16 protein-coding genes are annotated in these 19,485 nt (G+C 65.0%); 8 read left to right on the forward strand and 8 right to left on the reverse strand.

The window, feature by feature from the left end; all coding sequences use genetic code 11:
* Positions 1-58: 58 nt before the first annotated feature.
* Positions 59-817 (reverse strand): MBL fold metallo-hydrolase, encoded by a 759-nt coding sequence (locus M1P90_RS00300; protein WP_483700600.1) that lies wholly within the window; start codon positions 815-817, stop codon positions 59-61.
* A 396-nt stretch (positions 818-1,213) separates the two neighbouring features.
* Between M1P90_RS00300 and M1P90_RS00305 the strand changes: the two genes are divergently transcribed.
* Complete coding sequence (locus M1P90_RS00305) at positions 1,214-2,386, forward strand: sigma-70 family RNA polymerase sigma factor (protein WP_483700602.1); 1,173 nt, start codon at positions 1,214-1,216, stop codon at positions 2,384-2,386.
* 121 nt (positions 2,387-2,507) lie between these two features.
* Positions 2,508-3,551 carry a P-loop NTPase family protein gene (locus M1P90_RS00310; RefSeq protein ID WP_483700604.1) on the forward strand — a complete coding sequence of 348 codons (1,044 nt, stop codon included), beginning with the start codon at positions 2,508-2,510 and terminating at the stop codon, positions 3,549-3,551.
* Between the two features lie 5 nt (positions 3,552-3,556).
* Here the strand turns inward: M1P90_RS00310 and M1P90_RS00315 are convergent, their stop codons facing one another.
* Together M1P90_RS00315 and lon are read right to left on the reverse strand one after the other, a co-directional pair.
* Complete coding sequence (locus M1P90_RS00315) at positions 3,557-3,826, reverse strand: ubiquitin carboxyl-terminal hydrolase 14 (RefSeq protein WP_483700605.1); 270 nt, start codon at positions 3,824-3,826, stop codon at positions 3,557-3,559.
* Between the two features lie 106 nt (positions 3,827-3,932).
* Positions 3,933-6,473 carry an endopeptidase La gene (gene lon / locus M1P90_RS00320; RefSeq protein ID WP_483700607.1) on the reverse strand — a complete coding sequence of 847 codons (2,541 nt, stop codon included), beginning with the start codon at positions 6,471-6,473 and terminating at the stop codon, positions 3,933-3,935.
* 713 nt (positions 6,474-7,186) lie between these two features.
* Between lon and M1P90_RS00325 the strand changes: the two genes are divergently transcribed.
* A complete protein-coding gene (locus M1P90_RS00325) occupies positions 7,187-7,570 on the forward strand; it encodes a 2Fe-2S iron-sulfur cluster-binding protein (RefSeq protein WP_483700608.1) in 384 nt (127 codons plus the stop codon).
* Between the two features lie 103 nt (positions 7,571-7,673).
* Here the strand turns inward: M1P90_RS00325 and M1P90_RS00330 are convergent, their stop codons facing one another.
* The 3 genes from M1P90_RS00330 to M1P90_RS00340 form a co-directional block, all read right to left on the reverse strand.
* A complete protein-coding gene (locus M1P90_RS00330; RefSeq protein ID WP_483700609.1) occupies positions 7,674-8,432 on the reverse strand; it encodes a creatininase family protein in 759 nt (252 codons plus the stop codon).
* 199 nt (positions 8,433-8,631) lie between these two features.
* Positions 8,632-9,351 (reverse strand): NAD-dependent epimerase/dehydratase family protein, encoded by a 720-nt coding sequence (locus M1P90_RS00335; RefSeq protein ID WP_483700610.1) that lies wholly within the window; start codon positions 9,349-9,351, stop codon positions 8,632-8,634.
* A 105-nt stretch (positions 9,352-9,456) separates the two neighbouring features.
* Positions 9,457-10,725 carry a mandelate racemase/muconate lactonizing enzyme family protein gene (locus tag M1P90_RS00340; protein WP_483700611.1) on the reverse strand — a complete coding sequence of 423 codons (1,269 nt, stop codon included), beginning with the start codon at positions 10,723-10,725 and terminating at the stop codon, positions 9,457-9,459.
* A gap of 697 nt (positions 10,726-11,422) precedes the next feature.
* Between M1P90_RS00340 and M1P90_RS00345 the strand changes: the two genes are divergently transcribed.
* Genes M1P90_RS00345 through larC form a run of 3 tightly spaced genes read left to right on the forward strand, consistent with a single transcriptional unit; the run spans position 11,423 to position 14,043 of the window.
* The gene (locus tag M1P90_RS00345; RefSeq protein WP_483700612.1) at positions 11,423-12,049 is read left to right on the forward strand and encodes a TetR/AcrR family transcriptional regulator; all 627 of its coding nucleotides are present in this window, start codon (positions 11,423-11,425) and stop codon (positions 12,047-12,049) included.
* 39 nt (positions 12,050-12,088) lie between these two features.
* Complete coding sequence (locus M1P90_RS00350) at positions 12,089-12,835, forward strand: VOC family protein (protein WP_483700613.1); 747 nt, start codon at positions 12,089-12,091, stop codon at positions 12,833-12,835.
* A gap of 17 nt (positions 12,836-12,852) precedes the next feature.
* The gene (gene larC, locus M1P90_RS00355; RefSeq protein ID WP_483700614.1) at positions 12,853-14,043 is read left to right on the forward strand and encodes a nickel pincer cofactor biosynthesis protein LarC; all 1,191 of its coding nucleotides are present in this window, start codon (positions 12,853-12,855) and stop codon (positions 14,041-14,043) included.
* 199 nt (positions 14,044-14,242) lie between these two features.
* Here larC and M1P90_RS00360 read toward each other — a convergent pair whose 3' ends face one another.
* Both M1P90_RS00360 and M1P90_RS00365 read right to left on the reverse strand, forming a co-directional pair.
* Complete coding sequence (locus M1P90_RS00360) at positions 14,243-14,701, reverse strand: MarR family winged helix-turn-helix transcriptional regulator (protein WP_483700615.1); 459 nt, start codon at positions 14,699-14,701, stop codon at positions 14,243-14,245.
* A gap of 30 nt (positions 14,702-14,731) precedes the next feature.
* Positions 14,732-16,384 (reverse strand): MDR family MFS transporter, encoded by a 1,653-nt coding sequence (locus M1P90_RS00365; protein WP_483700617.1) that lies wholly within the window; start codon positions 16,382-16,384, stop codon positions 14,732-14,734.
* Between the two features lie 796 nt (positions 16,385-17,180).
* On the opposite strand from M1P90_RS00365, the gene fabD reads away from it, so the two are divergent.
* Together fabD and fabF are read left to right on the forward strand one after the other, a co-directional pair.
* Positions 17,181-18,149: an ACP S-malonyltransferase gene (gene fabD, locus M1P90_RS00370; RefSeq protein ID WP_483700618.1), complete on the forward strand. Its 969-nt coding sequence runs from the start codon at positions 17,181-17,183 to the stop codon at positions 18,147-18,149.
* 23 nt (positions 18,150-18,172) lie between these two features.
* Complete coding sequence (gene fabF, locus M1P90_RS00375; protein WP_483700619.1) at positions 18,173-19,411, forward strand: beta-ketoacyl-ACP synthase II; 1,239 nt, start codon at positions 18,173-18,175, stop codon at positions 19,409-19,411.
* Positions 19,412-19,485 lie beyond the last annotated feature (74 nt).

A 19,485-nucleotide genomic window follows, 5' to 3' on the forward strand; every position in this document is an offset into this window, starting at 1 on the left:
ACGTAAGCAATACGCCCCGCCTACAACTTGCAACTTTCGAACGTGCAAACCTGCAACATTATAAGGTGTAGGTGCCAAACTCACGGCCAATCTCGGCCTCGCCGCTGAAGCCGCCGGCCTGCACTTCCTCGATTGCCTGCGCGGCGCTAATGGTGTATTTCGGGCTGAAATGCACCAGCACCAGCCGCTCGGCGCCGGCTTCGGCGGCGACTGCGCCGGCCTGGCGCGGGGTGGTGTGCCCGGCGAAGGGCTGCGCGGTGGTGGCCTCGTGGATGAGGATGTGCGCGCCCTGCGCCAGCGCCTGCACACTCGGGCATGGCTCGGTGTCGGCGGAATACACCAGCACGCGCCCGCTCGCGCGATCCTCGAAGCGCAGCGCCAGGCAGGGGCGCGGGTGCACGGTGCTGGCGACGCGCAGGCGGTAGGAATCGCTGCCGAGCGGCACTTCCTGCCCATCCGCCACTTCCACCCACTCGACCTCGACCTGGTATTTCTCAAGCGAAAATGCCTCGAAAATGCGCTGGAGCAGCGCAAGCGTGGGCGCATTGCCATAGATCGGCAGGCGATTTTTGTAGCCCACCAGCGCAAGCTGGAAGATCAGCGCGGGCAGGCCGTTGATATGGTCGGTATGCGAGTGCGTGACGAACACCCCGCGCAGCTGCAGCGGGTCGAGCCCGGCGCGCAAGAGGCGCTGGTAGGTGCTGCCGCCCGCGTCGATCAGCAGCAGGCCGTCGGGCGCTTCCCACACCATATGCGTGTTTTCGCGATCCTGATCGGGAACGGCGGTGCCAACGCCGAGTAATGTCATTCGTAGCATGGCTGGCCTCCTGGCGTGAAATGGTGCGAGGTATGATAGCACACTCGCGGGCGAGGGGGGACGGAGTGAAGGGGTGACAGGGTGAAGGGTGAAGGGTGAAGGGGTGAGCGAAGAACGCAGAACGCAGAGCGTAGAGCTGTCGGCAGTAGGCAGCAGGCAGCAGGCACTGAGCTGGGGAACCATTGAACCTCTGAACCGCGGAGCTGTGTAACCTGCAACCTGCAAACCTGTAAACCTGCAACCCCAAAACCTCCGTGCCTCTGTGTCTCTGTGGTTCAATCTTTAGCCGTCAGTCGTCGTTCGGGGACGTATAGCAATACGCCCGTTCGCGGGTGGTAACCTTTTGCGCGCAGGATGGGACTTATATGTGAAGGCGAACGACGGAGCGCGAGGAATATGGACGCTTCTCTGACAGCAAGCATCGGCGCGGCGCAACATGGCGATCTGGAAGCATTCGGCGCGGTGGTCGAGCGCTTCCAGGCGATGGCCCACGCAGTGGCCTACACCGTGCTTGGCGACGCGCACCTGGCGCAGGATGCCGCGCAGGAAGCCTTTATCGAGGCGTTTGTGCATCTGGGTGGGCTGCGCGAGCCGGCCGCCTTTCCGGGCTGGTTTCGCCGCGTGGTGCTGAAATGTGCCGACCGGCTGGTGCGCGGCAAGGCGCATGCGCTGGTGCCGCTCGATGCGGCGGGCGCGCTGGCGAGCGCGCAGCCCGGCCCGGCCGAGCTGGCCGAAACGCGCGAGCTGCAGCGCCGCATCCAGGCTGGCATTGCCGCGCTGCCCGAAGCCGACCGGCAGGTGCTCGTGCTGTTCTACATGGCCGATTACCCGCAGCAGGAGATCGCCGCGCTGCTGGAGGTGCCGCTTTCCACCGTGAAGAAACGCCTGTTCACCGCGCGCCGCCGCCTGCGCGAGCAGCTTGGCGAGCTGGTGCGCGCCCAGCGCCCCTCGCCCGACCCGCAGTTTGCGCGGCTGGTGCAGTTCTTCATTGCGGTGCGGCTCGGCCAGCTGGCGCAGGTGCGCGCCTACCTCGACGCCGACCCGGCGCTCATTCACGCGCAGGAGCGCTGGGACGAAGCGACCGCGCGGCAGTTTGGCCTGCCAGTGCTGGTGAGCGCGTTTACCGCACTGCACCGCGCCGTCTACTCCAACAACGCCGCGCTGGCCGAGTTGCTGCTGCGGCGCGGTGCCGACCCCGATGCGCGCACAAATGCCGAGCAGACGGCGCTGCACCTGGCGGTGCTGATGGATCTCTTGCCACTGGCCGCCTTGCTGCTGCGGCACGGCGCGCACCCCAACTGCGCGACGGCGCTGGGCATCACACCATTGCACTGCGCGGTAATGCGCGACCGCGCCACGCTGGCAGAATTGCTGCTGCGCCACGGTGCCGACGACGACCGCGCCGACGCACACGGCCGCACGCCACGCGACTGGGCGCGGCACAAAGGGTATGCGCCGGTTCTGGCGGCGCTGCGAGCCGGCACCGAGCAGCCCAGCACTTCACACAATACTCTGAGTACTCTGGAAAATACGTTATTTCATACAACAGGCAAGCTTCCAGGAAGCTAATCTGAGTATCAGGTTGAAAGAAAACTGGCTTGAGCTTCCTGGAAGCTGAGTACGAGGAAATGTATTTTCCAGAGTACTGAGCAACATGAGCTATCACGAATCATAGGAAAGGAGCACCACAATGCCTTCTCACACTTCTACCCTGCCGCCGGCCAGCAGCCTGATTGGCCACGCAATCGATGCAACGGGCAAGCCGCTGCCGGTCGATGCGCCGCTGACGGCTGACGCGCGTGCAAACGCAGTGCCCGCTGCTGCCACGCAAGCAGAAAATGAGCTGTACATCAGCGGCATCAAGGTGATCGACCTGTTTGCGCCGCTTGTGCGCGGTGGCATTACCACCATGACGGGCACGACCGGCGTGGGCCTGGTGGTCGTCACAAGCCAGCTGATTCACGACCTGGCCGTGCGCCGTGGTGGCTGCGCGGTGATCGCGGGCATGAAAGAAAGCCACATGGATGTAGATGCGCTGGTTGCCGATTTGCGCGGCGAAGGCGTGATGCAGCACACTATTGTGGTATCCGCTCAGGCGGAGAACGCCGACATCCAGTCGATTGCCGACACGGCCCTGGCGCTGGCGGAAGACTTGCGCGCAGGCGGCCGCGAAACGCTGCTGGTGCTGCACGAGCCGCTACTCACACCGGCAACCGTTAGCCGGCTTGCGGGCCGCGAGCGGGGTGGCGCGGCTGCGCTGAGCGTGCTGGTGTGGCAGTTGCTGGCGCCCGAACGGCTTGCCGCAAACCCGCTGCCGCCCGCGCCAATTGCGAGCGATGGCCGGCTGGTGTTTAGCCGCGTGCTAGGCGGGCAGAGCATCTGGCCGGCAATCGACCCGGTGCGCTCGGAGTCGCGCTTGCTGGCGGGCGATGTGCTGAGCGCCGAGCACCGGCGCGTGGCGGCGGCGGCGCGCGCGCTGATGCGCGAAACCGGTGTGACCGAAGGCGCGGGCGCGACGGATGCACCGCTCCGTGGGCGGGCGCGACGCGCGCTGCTGTTTGGCTCGCAGCCCTTTGTGGTGGCAGAACCCTTCACGGCGCTGCCGGGCGCGTATGTGCCGCTGGCCGAAACCATTCGCGACTACGCGGCGATTGTGGATGGGCGCTGCGATGCCCTGCCTGAAGAGGCGCTGAGCTTCACCGGGGCGTTAGCTGCGCTGCCCAGCGGGGCATGAGTCGATCACTCGCCGGCTGGCTCCAGCATCACTTGATCAACATAGCACCACAACCAATCTTCGCCAGGCTCGAACGACTGGATCAAGGGGTGATTGGTGCTGTGAAAATGCTTGGTGGCATGCTTGTTTTTGGATGAGTCGCAGCAGCCGACATGGCCGCAGATCAGGCACAGCCGCAGATGCACCCAGGTGTCGCCGGTTTTCAGGCAGTCTTCGCAGCCGTTTGCGCTGGGCGTGACGTCGCGGATCTGGTCGAGGTGTGAGCAGGCAGCCATAACGTTTCCTTTCTTGCAGGCGGTGGGCGCATTATACCCTGCCTGCCAACGGCACGGGGCCGGCTGACAATTGTCAGCCGGCCCCGTGCCGTTGGCAGCGGATGCCTTACTCGGCGGCCTGGATGGGCTCGCTGCCGATTGGCAGGCCCAGCACGGTGCCAAGCGTTGCGCCGGGCTGGTCGCCGGGCTTGCGCAGGGCGTGGGCCAGCACTTCGTCGAGCGTATCGACCGGGATGAAGGTCATCTCGTCGAAGACCTCGCGCGGCAGCTCGTCCAGCTCGACCTCGTTGCGGCGCGGCAGCAGGATGGTGCGGATGCCGGCGCGGTGCGCGCCAAGCGCCTTCTCCTTGATGCCGCCAATCGGCAGCACCCGCCCGCGCAGCGAGATCTCGCCCGTCATTGCCACGTCGTCGCGCACCAGCCGGCCGGTTGCGGCCGAGGCCAGCGCGGTGGCCATGGTAATGCCCGCCGAGGGGCCGTCCTTCGGCACGCCGCCCGCCGGAACGTGGATGTGAATGGCGTGCGTATCGAAGAAGCGCGGGTCGATGCCAAGCGAGTTGGCGCGCGAGCGCACGTAGGTCAGCGCGGCCTCGGCACTTTCGCGCATCACCTCGCCAAGCTGGCCGGTGATCTTCAGCTCCTTGCTGCCCTCGACAATCGACGCCTCGATGAAGATGATGTCGCCGCCGACGGGCGTCCACACCAGGCCAGTCGAGATGCCGGGCTGGTCGATCCGCTCCTTGGCCTCGTTGTAGAAGCGTGGGCGGCCCAGCGCCTTGCGCACGAAGTCGGTGCTGACGACCAGAGGATCTGGGGTCTGGCGTCTGGGGTCAGAAGCCGCCGTGGCGTCGGCGTTTTGGGGCGAAGCATTCGCCTCGCTCGTCGGGGCCGTTTCGGTGATAGGGGCGAATGCTTCGCCCTTACTGTCACCCTCGGCGAGCTGGCGCGTGACCTTGCGCAGCACGTTGCCGATCTGGCGCTCGAGGTTGCGCACGCCTGCCTCGCGGGTGTAGTTGCCGATGATGTCGCGCAGGGCGGCCTCATCGACCGTGACCTCGGCGGCGTGCAGGCCGTTGGCGCGCACCTGCTTCGGCACCAGGTGCTGCTGCGCGATGTGCACCTTCTCGTCCTCGATGTAGCCGCTCAGCTCGATCACTTCCATGCGGTCGCGCAGCGCGGGCGGTACTGTGCTCCAGTCGTTCGCGGTTGCGATGAACAGTACCTTGCTCAGGTCAAACGGCAGGTTCAGGTAGTGATCGGTGAAGGTGTTGTTCTGCTCAGGGTCGAGCACCTCCAGCAGCGCGGCGGCCGGGTCGCCCCGGAAGTCGTTGCCGAGCTTGTCGACCTCGTCGAGCAGGATGACCGGGTCGGCGGTGCCGGCGCGGCGCAGCTCCTGAATGATGCGGCCAGGCGCGGAGCCGATATAGGTGCGGCGGAAACCGCGCAGCTCGGCCTCGTCGCGCACGCCGCCCAGGCTCATGCGCACGAACTGGCGACCCAGCGCGCGGGCAATGCTCTGACCCAGGCTGGTCTTGCCAACTCCGGGAGGGCCAACAAAGGCCAGGATCGGCTCGCGCGAGCGGGCGTCGGTGTCGCCAAGCGCGTCGCGGCGCTGCTTGACGGCCATGTACTCAAGGATGCGCTCCTTGATCTTTTCCAGCCCGTAGTGGTCGGCGTCCAGCACCTCGCGGGTATGGGCGATGTTGATCGTGTCGCCGGTGGTTTTGCTCCACGGCAGCTCGGCGACCCACTCCAGGTAGGTGCGGATCATCTGGTACTCGGGCGAGGAGTTGTTGATCTGCTCCAGGCGGCGCAGCTCGCGGTCGGCCTCTTTGCGGGCGACCTCGGGCAGGTTGGCGGCCAGCAGCTTCTCGCGCAGGTCGTCCAGCCCAGCCGACTCGGCGTCGTCTTCGCCCAGCTCTTTCTGGATGGCGCGCATCTGCTGGCGCAGGTAGAACTCGCGCTGCTGCTTGGCCGAGCTGTCCTGCACTTCCTGGCGCAGGCGGGCCTGCACTTCCAGCACGGCATACTGCTTCTGGTAGAAGTCGCGCACCTTGCGCAGGCGCTCGGTGATATCAAAGGTTTCGAGCAGCTCCTGGCGCTCGGCAAAGGTGTAGTCGGGCGAGTAGCCGGTGTTGTCGGCCAGGTGCCCGGCATCATCGATGCTGCGCACGAAGTTGCGGATCTCGGTCGGCACATCGCGCGCGACCAGCACGGCGTCGATGATCGCCTTGACCTCGGTCATCAGCTCGGCCAGCGCGGGCGTGCGCTCGAAGTGCTCGGGGCGCTCGGTATAGCTGAAGCGGACGAACGGCTCGCTCTGGGTTTGTTCGCCCAGCTCGGCGCGCATGATGCCACGCACCACCAGCCCGCTGACGCCATTCGGCAGCGTGCCGGCCTGCTCGATCCGCGCGATCGTGCCGATGCGGTGCAGCTGCATGTCGAGCGGCGCGTCGGCGTCGGCGTCGGAGCGGCGCGCAACCAGCAGCACCAGCCGATTGTCTTTCAGCGCGGCATCGGCAACCGGCTCAGTGTCGTCGTCGAGCGGCAAGCTAACGACGGTGTATGGAAAAACCACCGCGCCGTCAAGCGCGATCAACGGCAAGGTCGGGCGGTTGGCAGTGGTTGTTGGCGTTTGTTCGCTCATAGTTCCCTCTTCGCCATTCGACTGGTGTGGCTGCCGGGGGCGTGCCGGTGTCGAAGCTGGCTGCTAAAGCGGAATGTTCATTCCGTTGCGGGTATTATCGAACTCTGGGGGGGCTTTGTCAATAGAATTTGGGGCGGCTGGGGCAGTTCTAACGAAGCTCTATTACTCTTGCCTACGCGGCGCTTTGATGGACGGATGCGTCGTCGCACTCTAGCGTGATTTTGCTCGGGCCGCAAGGCCGCCGGGGCTCGCGCCGCCCCACCCACTTCGTGGGTACCCGCCCGGCGTCGGGGCGTTGCCCCGAACCCCAAATTTTAGGTGGTCGGCTGGGACGGCGCTAGGTTGTCATGCCTCCGTTATGCCGAAAGCTGGCAATGCTCGATAGCAGCTTCTGCATACAAAAGCTGTATTGATTTTCGTGTTCGCCGCAAGGCATGACAACGAGCATTGTAAGTGATACGGGCGCCCTTTGCCGGAAGGGTTTTAGGGAAACCGGCCAGGGTTTCCCTAATCGGGGGCATGGGGGCGAAGCGCCCCAGAAAAAGCTCAAGGGCGTAGCATCGAGGGGATAGGGGCGAAGCGCCAGCAAAAAAAGTAAGTGCGAAGCGCCCCAGAAAAGCTCGCGCACGCTTTACAGCAGCAGTGAACGTGCAGACTGGTGGCGCGGGCTTTGCTACAGCGTGAGGAAGGGATTCGAGAAGAGAGGTACGAGTATGCCAAAGCTAGAAGTTGAAGGGTACGGCACATTCGATGTGCCCGAAGGCCAGCGCCTGGTGCGCGCAATCGAGATGAGCGGCGTCGATATTCTGCACCGCTGCGGCGGCCACGCGCGCTGCACCACCTGCCGGGTGGCGTTTAGCGCCGGCGAGCCAAACGTCATGACTGTGGCCGAGCGCGACCGCCTGACCGATAAAGAACTGCTGGGCGAGGCGCGCCTTTCCTGCCAGATCCTGTGCGATCACGATATGGCGCTGCGCCCGCTGATGACGCTCCATGAAAGCGACCTGCCCGACCCCGGCCCAACTCCGCACGACGAGATCACGCCCGAGCCCTCATGGGTGAGCACACCTGAGGGTATAGGGCATTCCAACACGTAGCTAAACGGCGAAAAACGAACGACCAAGGCATATATCTTGGTCGTTCGTTTTTGATTCTTGGCGCCTTGGTGTCTTGGTGGTTCCGTGCTCTTTAACCAACCTTTCACAAGGCACTCTTGTAGAACTCCGCAAACGCATCGGCCACTGCACCCACGATTAACTGCAAGTAGCGCGCGCCACGCTCGGCGTCGGCCTGGTCGGGGCTGTCGGTGAAGCCGCTGCTGCGCTGCCACGAGCCGTGCAGCTCGGCGCGATACGGCGCGGTGAAGCTGCGCGTGTCGGTGTTGGCAGGATTTTCGCGGTGCGGGCGTGGCTCGCGCACCAGCTCGGGGCGCAGGTGCAGCACGAGCGAGCTTTCAAAGGTGCCGGCGTGACCGGGCAAGCCCGCCCGCTCGTGCGCGCCCTCGGCCACCAGCGCATCCCACGCGATTGTCCAGTAGGCGGCGGCGGCGAGCTGCGCGTCGTGCTTGAAGGCCAGGTCGCGCACGGCAAGCTGGATCAGCTCGTTGTTGCCGCCGTGCCCGTTCAGAATAAAGATGCGCCGAAAGCCCGAAACGATCAGCGACTCGCACAGGTCGCACAGCACGCGGTAGTAGGTTTCGGTGCCGAGCGACATGGTGCCGCCAAAGGGCAGGTGGTGCTGCGAGCTGCCAAACGGCAGGGTAGGCGCAACCAGCACGGGGAAGCGGGCGCTGGCGGCCTCGGCGGCGGCGCGCGCCACATACTCGGCGGTGAAGCGGTCGGTGCCGACGGGCAGGTGCGGGCCATGCTGCTCGGTCGCGCCAACGGGCAATACAAGCAGGACATTCGGCGCAAGCGCGCGCAAGTCGGCGCGGGTCTGTTCTTCGAATAGGAGTGACATCGGGTTCCTCTTTCTGTTGCACCGCAGAGGCGCAAAGGACGCGGAGAAGAAAGAGATACGGGACGAAAGACGAACGTGCGTGTTTTAGAGCGGTTTGCGGAACAGTTGACCATTCACGCATCGGCAAGAAATACGTTGGAGCGCGGAAAATGCACAAGTCCTCTGCATCCTGCCGACTGCACACTGCTGTAGTTCTTGGTCATTCGCTCTTCGTCTGTGGCCGGGCGAGCGGCTGCCAGCCAAGCAGGCGGCGCGCTTTTTCCATCAGCATATGCTGCTCGGCGTAGTCGCCGGTGATGGTGAAGGCCTGAAAGCCATCGCGATACTCCAGCGCCGCCAGGATCGCACGGGCGACATCATTGGCGGTTGTGGCGAAGGTGGGCTGGTGCGCCTGCGCAAAGGCCTGCCACTCATCTTCGGGCATGGGCAGGTAAAGCCGCAGCGCGTTGACGCTCATGCCCCAGGCGTGCGCGGCGTTGCGGCACACTTCTTCGCCGAGGCGCTTGGTCAGGCCGTACAGGCCGTGAGAATCGGGCGGCAGGTCTTCGCCTTGCAGTGGGCGGTCTTCCAGGTTGTGCGCGTACACCGACATGCTGCTGGTGTAGACGGCGTGGCGGATGCCGTTGCGCTGCGCGGCGTCGAGCGCAAGGTAGACGCCCTTCACATTCACGTCGAAGTTGCTGATGATGCCCAGCGTGGTATCGTAGATCTTGTGGCCCATCGCCATATACAACAGCGCATCGCAGCCGGCCGCTGCCGCAACGAGCGCATGGAGGTCGCCCACATCGCCAGCGACATATTCCCAGCCGGGATCGGCCGGCGGCTGGCGGTCGAACACGCGCAGCGCGTGGCGCTCAGCGACGGCGGGCAGCACCAGCCCGCCCACCAGGCCCGCCCCGCCAATCACAAGAAGTTTCATGCCTACCTCATCATATCGCTTATAAAAGAACCACCAAGACACCAAGACACCAAGGCGAATATTATTCTCTGCCATCTTGGTGTCTTGGTGTCTTGGTGGTAGAACTTAGCGCTGATCGCGTACGGGCGCGAGCGAGGCGCGGGCGTACAGATCGGCCCACTCGGGCGTGCCGTCGTCGTAGTGTACTTCCATCGTCACACCGCGCTCCTGGGCGGGCTGGTTGCCGGCCCAGAAATCGTCCCAGCACTGCGGGCGCATCTGGGTGTAGTGCATCACGCGCCCGCCCGGCCACACCACCGACATGATCATGCGCGGCGCGGGGTGCTCGTAGGGTGGCCGCATGCGGAATCGCTCCAATGCACCTTCGTCGATTTCGATCCCCAGGCCGGGCGCTTCGGGCACACGCACGCCTCCCCCCTGAATTGTCAGCGGCGCGGCCAGCAGGTCGTCGGCGTAGTTGTTCAGGCAGTTCACGCTGGGCCACTGCGCAAAGGGCAGCACCGCGCCCAGCTGCACCGACAGCGCGGTGGTCAGCCCGGTGCCGACCAGTTGCAGCCAGAATGGTTTTTCGAAGGCGGCTGCCAGCGCGCCCTGGCGCAGCACGCTTGCCACCCCGCCGCTGACCACAAAGCCATCGCAGACGCTTTCGCGCACGACGGTGGGGAAGGGCGGCTCGCCGAAGTGCAGCGCCAGTGGGCGCGTGGTTTTGCGGCGCAGCTCGCGCTGGCCCTCGACATCGCGCTGCATAATCGGCGACTCGTAGATCGCGATGCGCGGCTGCTTGTCGAGCTCGGCCAGCACGGGCGCGGCGTTGCCCGCGTTCAGCAGCATGTTGTTCCAGTCGAGGTCGAGCCGGAAGTACTCGGGCGTGACGGCGCTGATCGCCGCGACCTGCTCGTAAATATCCCACCACGGCCGCGCCTTGATTTTGTACGATGTATAGCCCTGCGCCAGCGCGTCCTGGGCCTCAGCGGCCAGCGCCTCGGGCGGCATGTCGATATTCCACCACGAAATCGGGCACCAGTCGCGCACTTTGGGCAGGTTGAACAGGCGGTAGGCCGGCACGCCCAATGCCTTGCCAACCAGATCGTAGAGCGCCATCTGCAAACCCGCACCGAGCGAGTCGTCGCCTAGAAAGTCGGCGGGGTTGCCGCCGCGCACGCGCGCAATCGCGGCGTCGGGCACGCGGCCCCAGGTGTAGTGCGGCAGCGTCTCGCCATACCCAACCAGCTCGGGATCGTCAGTGGTGACGCGAATAACCTCGGAGATGCTCCACTGCCAGACCTCGCGGGCATTCCACTGCTGGCAGCGCGGCGTAAACGGCACATTCACCACAATGCGCTCGACATCGCGGATTCGAAGCTTGGCGCTCATAAAGGCTCCTTGGCTGTATGTGCGCCCGGCGGCGCGCGGGCCATGGTACATGATGATGTGGTGTGGGGCAACATGGGTTTGTTTGGCTGCGCCCATCTTTCATGCGAGGGCTGCGCGCCCTCGCGCTTCGCGGTTAGGGTTCGCCGCCGACCCCTAACAACCCCGGCGTCGGGGCGTTGCCCCGAACTCCGTAAAGAGCGTGGCCGGCATATGAAATGCCATCTAGTTATGCCTCCGTTGTGCCAAAAAGCTGGCATCGAAAAATATAGATATGGCTTGTTTCAAAACCTCCAATTTAGCAAAGATTGCAAATTTTGCTGCCAGCGGGGAGCACAACGGAGGCATGAAAGGCTATACATTGGCAGCGATACCGGCATCAAATTTGGGGTCCAGGGGCGATAGCCCCTGGTGCAGGTGCAGGGGCGGCATAGCCCCTGCGGCCTTGCGGCCTGAGCAAGCTGGCTTGAAGCAGGTATTGCCTGCGGCCTTGCGGCCTGAGCAAGCTGGCTTGAAGCAGGTACTGCCTGCAGCCTTGCGGCCCGAGCAAACAAGGTGGTAGGGCGGACACATAGGTCCGCCCAGACAGCCTGCGGCCCAAGCACACACCCTCGCAGCGCGACCAACTAAGTGGAACCCCGCTTCCGTTTCGGAAGAAAAAGTGCTATACTGCGCCCAGCAAAGCGAGGAATGGTGTGGAATGGACGACCCTTGCAGCGGCGCGCGCCGCGAGCGAAAAGACGCGCAGCGCAACCTCGAGCGCGTGCTCAGCGCGGCCCACGAGCTGTTTGCCGAGCGCGGCCCCGACGTGACGATGGAAGAAGTCGCGCGGCGCGCTGGCGTTGGCGTTGGCACGATCTACCGACGCTTCCCCAGCAAGGAACACCTGTTTGCCGCCGTCAGCCACGCCGCCTGCGACCACACGCGCCACTGCCTGCTTGCCGCCGCCGCCACCAGCCCCGACCCGGTGCAGAAGCTGCGGGCGCTGGTGGTCGCGCAGTACGAGCGCGTCGCGCAGCAGGCCGTGCTGATCGAGCTGCGCCCCGCCCCCGAGCCGCCTGGCGGCGCGGCCGCCGAGCACGAGCTTTACGCCACCATGCATTCCCTGCTTGAGCAGGTGATCCGCGACGGCCAGCGGCAGGGCGTGCTGCGCCCCGGCGACCCCGCTGCGCTTGCGGCGCTCTGCCTGGAGCTGATCAGCCCGCGCGCGTTTGCGCACCTCGCGCATGTCCTGGGCGGCGAGCCCGGCGCGCTGGCCGAGCACGTTGTGCGCTTTGTGCTGGGCGGCCTGGGCGCGCCCGCAACTGCCGAAGCAACCGCACTGTAACAGCCACTCCTCTTTCCAGCCAGGAAGAAAGAAATCGCTATGATTCGCGCGCTCGACCATATCGTGATTCTGGTGAACGACCTCGACGCCGCAATTGCCGACTACACCGCGCTGGGCTTCACCGTCGCGCCGGGTGGCACGCACGCCGACGGGGCCACCCATAATGCGCTGGTGGTTTTTGCCGACGACACCTACCTCGAATTGATCGCCTTTCTGCGCGACGCGCCCGAGCACCACTGGTGGCGTCACGCTGCCGAGGGCGAGGGCTTGATCGACTATGCGCTGCTGCCCGGCGCGATTGCGGAAGACGTGGCGGTGGCGCGGGCGCGCGGCCTCGCCATTGAAGGGCCGAACGACGGCGGACGCCTGCGTCCCGATGGCGTGCGCGTGGCATGGCAGACGGCGCGGCCCGCTGATCGCGGCTTGCCCTTCCTGTGCGCCGACGTCACTCCACGCGACTTGCGCGTGCCGGGCGGCGCGCTGCGCGAGCACCCGAACGGCGTCACCGGCATTGGCGGCGTGGCTGTCGCCACCGACGATCTTGCGGCAACGGGCCAGCACTACGCTGCCCTGCTTGGCCTGGATGGCGCGGGGCCAACCTTCCCAATCGGTTCGGCGGCGATTACACTCATGACGCCAGCCGCCGATGCAGCCTACGACCCGGTGCAGGAACAGTTGGCGCGGCGCGGGCCGGGCGCGTTTGCGCTGGCACTGCGTGGCAGCAGCAACATCATTTTCGGCGCGGCGCACACCCACGGCGTTGCGATTGAAGCGATTGCCGAGTAAAGAAGCGAACCCGCTGCATGACGCATATCATCTACTTCGATTGCTTCTCGGGCATCAGCGGCGATATGGCGCTTGGCGCGCTGCTCGACGCCGGTTTGCCGCTCGAAGCATTGCGCGCCGAGCTGGCGAAACTCGATCTGCCGGGCTGGTCGGTTGCGGCCGAGCGCGGCACCCGCGCCTTTCTGGCCGGCACGCGCGCGCTGGTCGATGCGCCTGAGCAAGCCACGCACCGCCACCTCGCCGACGTGCAGGCGATTATCGAGCGCAGCACACTCGATACCACTGTGAAGGAACAAAGTCTGCGCGTGTTTGCGCGCCTGGCCGAAGCCGAAGGTCAGGTGCACGGTATCCCGGCTGCGCAGGTACATTTCCACGAAGTTGGCGCGCTCGACGCAATTGTCGATATTGTTGGCGTTGTCGCCGGCCTGTACCTGCTGGGCGTGGAAGCGGTGTATGCCTCGCCGCTGCCGCTCGGCCACGGCTGGGTGCGCGCCGCACACGGGCAGCTGCCCCTGCCCGCGCCCGCCACGCTGGCGCTGCTGGCTTCGGCTGGCGCGCCCACCATCCCCGACGACACACCGTTCGAGCTTGTGACGCCCACCGGCGCGGCGCTGCTGGCCGCCCTGGCTGAGTTTCGCCGCCCGCCCATGCGCGTGGCGCGCGTTGGCTACGGCCTCGGCAAGCGCGACACGCCGCGCCCGAATGCGCTGCGTGTCTGGCTGGGCGAAGCGGAAGTGAACGCGGCCCAAGAAAATTCCGCGCTGGTTCTGCTTGAAACCAACATCGACGACCAGCCCGCTGAGCAGCTTGCCTATGCCGCCGAGCAACTGCTTGCTCTGGGCGCGCTCGACGCCTGGCTCGCGCCAATTCTGATGAAGAAAGGCCGCCCGGCCACGCTGCTTTCGGCGCTGGTTCCCGCCGCGCTGGAAGATACCGCCGTGGCGCTGATCATGCGCGAAACGAGCACGCTGGGCGTGCGCCGCCGCCCCGCCGAGCGGCATGTCGCCGGGCGCGAGCTGGTGGAAGTACAAACGCCGCTCGGCCCGGTGCGCGTGAAGCGCAAACGCTGGCAGGGCGCGGACATGGGCGCGGCCCCCGAGTACGAAGATTGCGCGCGGCTGGCGCGGGCGCACAACCTGCCGCTGCGCGAGGTCTACCAGATCGCGCTGGCCAGTGCGAGCGAGCTGTTCCGCAACAACAAGCAGTAGGAAAGCGAAGGCTCGCGTTTCATCTCCTTGCTGCTTTGCGCAAATTGGGCAAAAAATCGAGCGGCGCGGTTCTTTTGAACCACGCCGCTCTGTGTTTTACATGTTTACAGCGAACTTCATATCAATTGAGCCAAAAACGATGCCGATACCGATCTCGTACTCTGTGTTCTCTGTGCCCTCTGTGGCTCTGTTATGGTTTCTACGCCTCGCCCAGGGCCAGCGCATTTTCGCGCACGCGCGCCAGGCAGCGCCGCAGCACAATCAGCTCGTCTTCGGGAATGCCAGCCGTGAGCAAGGCCTGGAACGATGCGCGCTGCTCCTGCATGCTGGCCGCCAGCGCCTGCCCATCGGGCGCAAGCGCCACCAGCGTATAGCGGTTGTCGTGCGGGTCGGTGCGGCGCTGCACCAGCCCATCTTCTTCGAGCTGCTTGACCTGCCGCGTGATCGCCGCGCCATCCACATGAAGCTGCTGTTGCAGCGCCGCCTGGCTGATTTCGCCCGCGCGCTGCAGCGTCGAAAGAATTTGCCAGCGCGTCTTGCCCATACCCACGTGGCGCTCGAACTGCGGCACCAGCGCGTGGTAGGTGCGCGCAATCATCTGAACCACGGTTTCACCTCTGGCGGGCGGCGCTGTTTCAACTGTCGTTTCATCAACCATCGTCGCGCTCCTTTGTGCGATACAGCCGCGCTAGAGCGCGCCCAGGCCGCCTTCATCCAGTCCTTCGCGCCGCGCTTCGGCAATCGCCGCCGCCGAAACTTTTGCCTGTCGCATCATCAGTACCATCAGCAGAACCAGCAGCGCCGCGCCAAACGACAGCCAGAAGCCGGCGCGAATGCCGGCCGCCAGCGCGCTGCGGCTCAGCTCCAGCAGATTTTGCAGCTGCGCCGGCCCGTCAGGTCCGATCTGCTGCGCCATCGTGCCAAGCGCCGCCTGCGCGTCGGGGCTGACCAGCGCCTGCGGGTCGTGCAGGGCGGCGGCGAGCTGCGGGTTGGTGCCGGCCGGCGTCGCGGCGGCCATGTTGGCAACAAACAGGCTGCTCACCAGCGCGCCAACGATTGCGGTGCCAAGCGTGCTGCCGATCAGGCGCAGGAACTGCACCGTCGATGTGCCCACGCCCAGGCGCTTGCGCGGCACCGTCGACTGCACCAGAATCGTGAGCATCGGCAGCAGCATGCCCACGCCGAGGCCACACATCCCAAGCTCAATGCCGAGCTGCCAGTGGTTGACCGTGAGCGACACGCCGGTGATCATAAACGTACCAATGCACAGCATCAGCGCGCCAATCGTCATCAGCAGCTGCGCCCGCCCGATCCGCGCGAAGAGCTGGCCGCTGAGCAGCGAGCCAACCGCCATGCTGGCTACCAGCGGCGTCAGCAGCGCGCCGGCCTCGCTGGCGCTCAGGTGCAGCGCGCCCTGTGCCAGCAGGGGGGTGTAGAAGACCAGGCTGAACAGCGCAAAGCCGATCAGAAGCGAAATCGCGCTGCAGATCGCCACAGTGCGCATCTGGAAGAGATCGAGCGGCATCAGCGGCTCGGGCGCGTGGCGCTCGACCCAGACAAACGCCACCAGCAGCGCGGCGCTGCCCGCCAGCAAGCCAATAATCGTTGGCGAGCCCCACGGCATCACTTCGCCGCCCCACTCAACTGCCAGCAGGAAGGCGCTCACCGCCGTGGTGATCAGCGCCGCGCCAGCCCAGTCGACGCGGGCGTGCGGCGTGCGCGGTGAGAGGTTGGCCGGCAGCGCGAAGATCAGCACCACAATCGCCAGAATGCCAACCGGAAGGTTTACATAAAACACTGAGCGCCAGCCCAACGTGTCGGTCATAATGCCGCCGAGCGTTGGGCCAACTACGCTAGCCAGGCCGAAAGTGCTGGTAATAATGCCCTGCCAGCGCGCGCGGCGCTCAGGCTGTGGGAACATATCGCCCACGCTCGTAAAGGCCGTGGCCTGCAGCATGCCTGCGCCAACGCCCTGCACGCCGCGCGCAATGATCAGGAAAATCATGCTGTTGGCGGCACCACAGGCCAGCGATGCCGCGACAAAAATCGCAATTGCTGCCAGCAGGAAGGTCTTGCGCCCATACAGGTCGCCCAGCTTGCCCATAATCGGCACCATCACCGTCGAGGTAAGCAGGTACGACGTCGCCACCCAGGCGTACAGGTCGAAGCCGTGCAGCTCCGCGACGATACGCGGCAGCGCCGTGCCAACAATCGTCTGATCGAGGGCAGAGAGCAGCACGGTGAGCGAAATGCCGATCATGGCAAGCAGCGCGGGCAGGCCGCTAAGCCCTTGTTCGTAGGATTGTAGTTCGGGCTTCAGCGTGTTTGTTTGAACTGACATCCGGTTCCTCTTGTGCGTTTCCATAATATTTGATACGTCAATCATTGATATATCAAGCATTATACCACCGATTGTGAAATGTGTTGCAGCTTGTCTAGGCGGACCTATGTGTCCGCCCGCCTTGTTTGCTCAGGCCGCAAGGCCGCAGGGGCCGCCGCTGGCCCCTGCACCTGCACCAGGGACTATCGCCCCCAGACCCCAAATTTTAGGTGGTCGGCATTCTTACAGTGTGAATGTCATGCCTCCGTTATGCTTCCCGCTGGCAGCATAGAATGAAGGCTCGTTCGTCCTAAAACGGTATACAGCACCCATCATTCGATGCCGTGCTTCCATCCACAACGGAGGCATGACCGCAGAGCATTTCGCTTGCAACTCACGCTCTTTTTGGGGTTCGGGGCAGGGCCCCGACGGCGGGGTTGTTAGGGGTCGGCGGCGACCCCTAACCGCGGAGCACGAGGGCGCGCAGCCCTCGCAAAATGACGGGCGGACACGCAGGTCCGCCCAGACAGATTGCCAGATAAGCAGAGCACGAGGGCGCGCAGCCCTTGCAAAATGACGGGCGGACACGCAGGCCCGCCCAGACAGATTGCCAGATAAGCAAGAGGAGCGCGAGGGCGCGCAACCCTCGCAAAAGCTGAATTTTCCTTGAACCATTTCGCACAATCTATTTGACAAGCGCCGCGCCAGTTGCTATACTCTGTCAGTTCACCCAAAGCCCTCTTTACAGCGTTGTAATGCGTGATTGCCTTCGGTGACGCAGGCGCTGTTTACCAAATTTTACTGCAGGAGAATCAGTTTGGACATCCTCAATTCGATGAAGGCCCAGATCGCCTTTGTCTTCCCTGGCCAGGGATCACAGTATGTGGGGATGGGCAAGCAGCTCTACGACGCTTCCCCCGCCGCCCGTCGCATCTTCGACCAGGCCGACGCGATCCTTGGTTTCCCACTCTCGACCCTGTGCTTTGAAGGCCCACAGGCGGATCTTGACGACACCTACAACGCGCAGCCGGCCATCTTAACGGTCAGTGTTGCCTGCCTTGAGGCGCTGAAAGAGCGCTTTGGCGCGCTGGGCTACCTGGGCACGCCCAAGCTCGTGGCCGGCCACAGCATGGGCGAGTTTACCGCGCTGGTTGCCGCTGGCGTGCTCGATTTCGACGACGCCCTGCTATTGGTGCGCGAGCGCGGCCGTCTGATGAAAGAGTCGGGCGAGCAGCGCCCCGGCGGCATGGCTGCCGTGATCGGGCTGGACGAAGAAACGCTGGCGCAGGTCGTGGAAGAAGCGCAGTCGGAAGGCGTGGTGACGCTGGCGAACGCCAACTCGCCGGGCCAGACGGTGCTTTCGGGCGAGGTCGCGGCTTTGCAGCGGGCCATGGATCTGGCGAAAGCCCGTGGCGCGCGCTTGGTGCAGCGCCTGGCCGTCAGCATCGCCTCGCACTCGCCGCTCATGCAGCAGGCCTCGCAGCACTTCAACGAGCTGATCAGCCGCATCAACTTCCGCACGCCACAGGTGCCACTGATAGCAAACATCAGCGCGCAGGCGCTCACCACCGTCGAAGATCTGCGCGCTGAGCTATCCGAGCAGCTGACGCGCCCGGTGCAGTGGACGCGCTCGGTGCAGGCGATGGTTTCCGAGGGCGTAGATACGATTATCGAGATCGGGCCGAAGCAGGTCTTGTCCGGCCTGATCAAGCGTATCACGCCCGAGGCGCGCCCAGTGACGCTGACGGATGTGGATGTTGTGCGCTTGCTGGCCAGTGTTGACTAGCGTGGTGGGATGAGGAGAGAACAATGCGCCGTGTCGTCGTAACGGGCCTGGGCGCGGTGACGCCGGTTGGCAACGATGCGCCCGCGACCTGGCGGGCCTTGCTGGCAGGCACCAGCGGCATCGCCACGATCACGCGCTTCGACCCGAGCGCGCTGCCGATTCGCATCGCCGGCGAGGTGAAGAACTTCGCGCTCGACCCCGAGCTGGATGCGCGCGAGGCGCGCCGCCAGTCGCTCTATACCCGCTATGCGCTCAACGCCGTGGCCGAGGCGGTGCGCGCCGCGCGGCTTGATATGGAGCAGGAAGACCCTGAGCATGTTGGCGTGATCTATGGCAGCGGCGCGGCCGGGCTCGACCTGATTTTCGATAACCACGACGTATTGCGCGAGCGTGGCCCGCGCCGCGTTGCCCCAACCATGATTGCCAACATGCTGGCTGACTCGGCCAGTGGCGCGATTGCAATTCTGATCGGCGCGCAAGGCCCGAACATGGCCATCACGGCAGCTTGCTCAACTGGTGGGCATAACGTTGGCGAGGCGTTCGAGACCATCCGGCGCGGCGATGCCGAGGTGATTGTTACTGGCAGCGGCGAGGCGCCCATCCACCCCACAATCATGGCATCGTTCAGCACCATGCGCGGGCTGGCCGACAACAACGAGCACCCCGAGCTGGCGTGCCGGCCCTTCGATGCGCGGCGCGACGGTTTTGTGCTTTCGGAAGGCGCGGCGGCGCTGATTCTCGAAAGCCTCGACCACGCGCTGGCGCGCGGCGCGCCGATTGTGGCCGAAATTGTGGGCTATGGCAACAGCGCCGATGCCCGCGACATGATCGCCGCTGACGAGACGGGTGCAGGCGCGGCGCGCGCGATGCGGATGGCCCTGCGCAAATCGGGCCTTGCGCCCGAGGCGGTCGATTATATCAACGCGCATGGCACTGGCACGCCGCTCAACGATGCCTCGGAAACGCAGGCGATCAAGACGGTGTTTGGCGCGCACGCTCGCCGCCTTGCGGTCAGCTCCACCAAGTCGATGCTCGGCCACATGATGGGCGCGGCCGGCTCGGTCGAGGCGCTGATCTGCGCGCTGGCAGTGCACGATGGGCGCATTCCGCCAACGATCAACCTCGAGCAGCCCGACCCTGCATGCGACCTTGATTATGTGCCGAACATCGCCCGCGAGGCACGCGTCAACGTCGCGCTTTCAAACTCGATTGGCCTGGGCGGGCATAATTCCGCGCTCATCCTGAAGCGCTACGAGCCGTAAGCGCCGACCATAAATTCACCACAGAGGCACAGAGGCACGGAGGTTCTGAAGACGGCATCGTGAGTAGGCCGCAG

This window comes from Kouleothrix sp. 19917 (genome assembly GCF_057073505.1).

What these genes read in the sequence shown, in the direction of transcription:
- M1P90_RS00300 (WP_483700600.1), bottom strand. Translation starts at nt 817, where the DNA reads ATGCTACGAATGACATTACTCGGCGTTGGCACCGCCGTTCCCGATCAG.
- M1P90_RS00305 (WP_483700602.1), top strand. Translation starts at nt 1,214, where the DNA reads ATGGACGCTTCTCTGACAGCAAGCATCGGCGCGGCGCAACATGGCGAT.
- M1P90_RS00310 (WP_483700604.1), top strand. Translation starts at nt 2,508, where the DNA reads ATGCCTTCTCACACTTCTACCCTGCCGCCGGCCAGCAGCCTGATTGGC.
- M1P90_RS00315 (WP_483700605.1), bottom strand. Translation starts at nt 3,826, where the DNA reads ATGGCTGCCTGCTCACACCTCGACCAGATCCGCGACGTCACGCCCAGC.
- lon (WP_483700607.1), bottom strand. Translation starts at nt 6,473, where the DNA reads ATGAGCGAACAAACGCCAACAACCACTGCCAACCGCCCGACCTTGCCG.
- M1P90_RS00325 (WP_483700608.1), top strand. Translation starts at nt 7,187, where the DNA reads ATGCCAAAGCTAGAAGTTGAAGGGTACGGCACATTCGATGTGCCCGAA.
- M1P90_RS00330 (WP_483700609.1), bottom strand. Translation starts at nt 8,432, where the DNA reads ATGTCACTCCTATTCGAAGAACAGACCCGCGCCGACTTGCGCGCGCTT.
- M1P90_RS00335 (WP_483700610.1), bottom strand. Translation starts at nt 9,351, where the DNA reads ATGAAACTTCTTGTGATTGGCGGGGCGGGCCTGGTGGGCGGGCTGGTG.
- M1P90_RS00340 (WP_483700611.1), bottom strand. Translation starts at nt 10,725, where the DNA reads ATGAGCGCCAAGCTTCGAATCCGCGATGTCGAGCGCATTGTGGTGAAT.
- M1P90_RS00345 (WP_483700612.1), top strand. Translation starts at nt 11,423, where the DNA reads ATGGACGACCCTTGCAGCGGCGCGCGCCGCGAGCGAAAAGACGCGCAG.
- M1P90_RS00350 (WP_483700613.1), top strand. Translation starts at nt 12,089, where the DNA reads ATGATTCGCGCGCTCGACCATATCGTGATTCTGGTGAACGACCTCGAC.
- larC (WP_483700614.1), top strand. Translation starts at nt 12,853, where the DNA reads ATGACGCATATCATCTACTTCGATTGCTTCTCGGGCATCAGCGGCGAT.
- M1P90_RS00360 (WP_483700615.1), bottom strand. Translation starts at nt 14,701, where the DNA reads ATGGTTGATGAAACGACAGTTGAAACAGCGCCGCCCGCCAGAGGTGAA.
- M1P90_RS00365 (WP_483700617.1), bottom strand. Translation starts at nt 16,384, where the DNA reads ATGTCAGTTCAAACAAACACGCTGAAGCCCGAACTACAATCCTACGAA.
- fabF (WP_483700619.1), top strand. Translation starts at nt 18,173, where the DNA reads ATGCGCCGTGTCGTCGTAACGGGCCTGGGCGCGGTGACGCCGGTTGGC.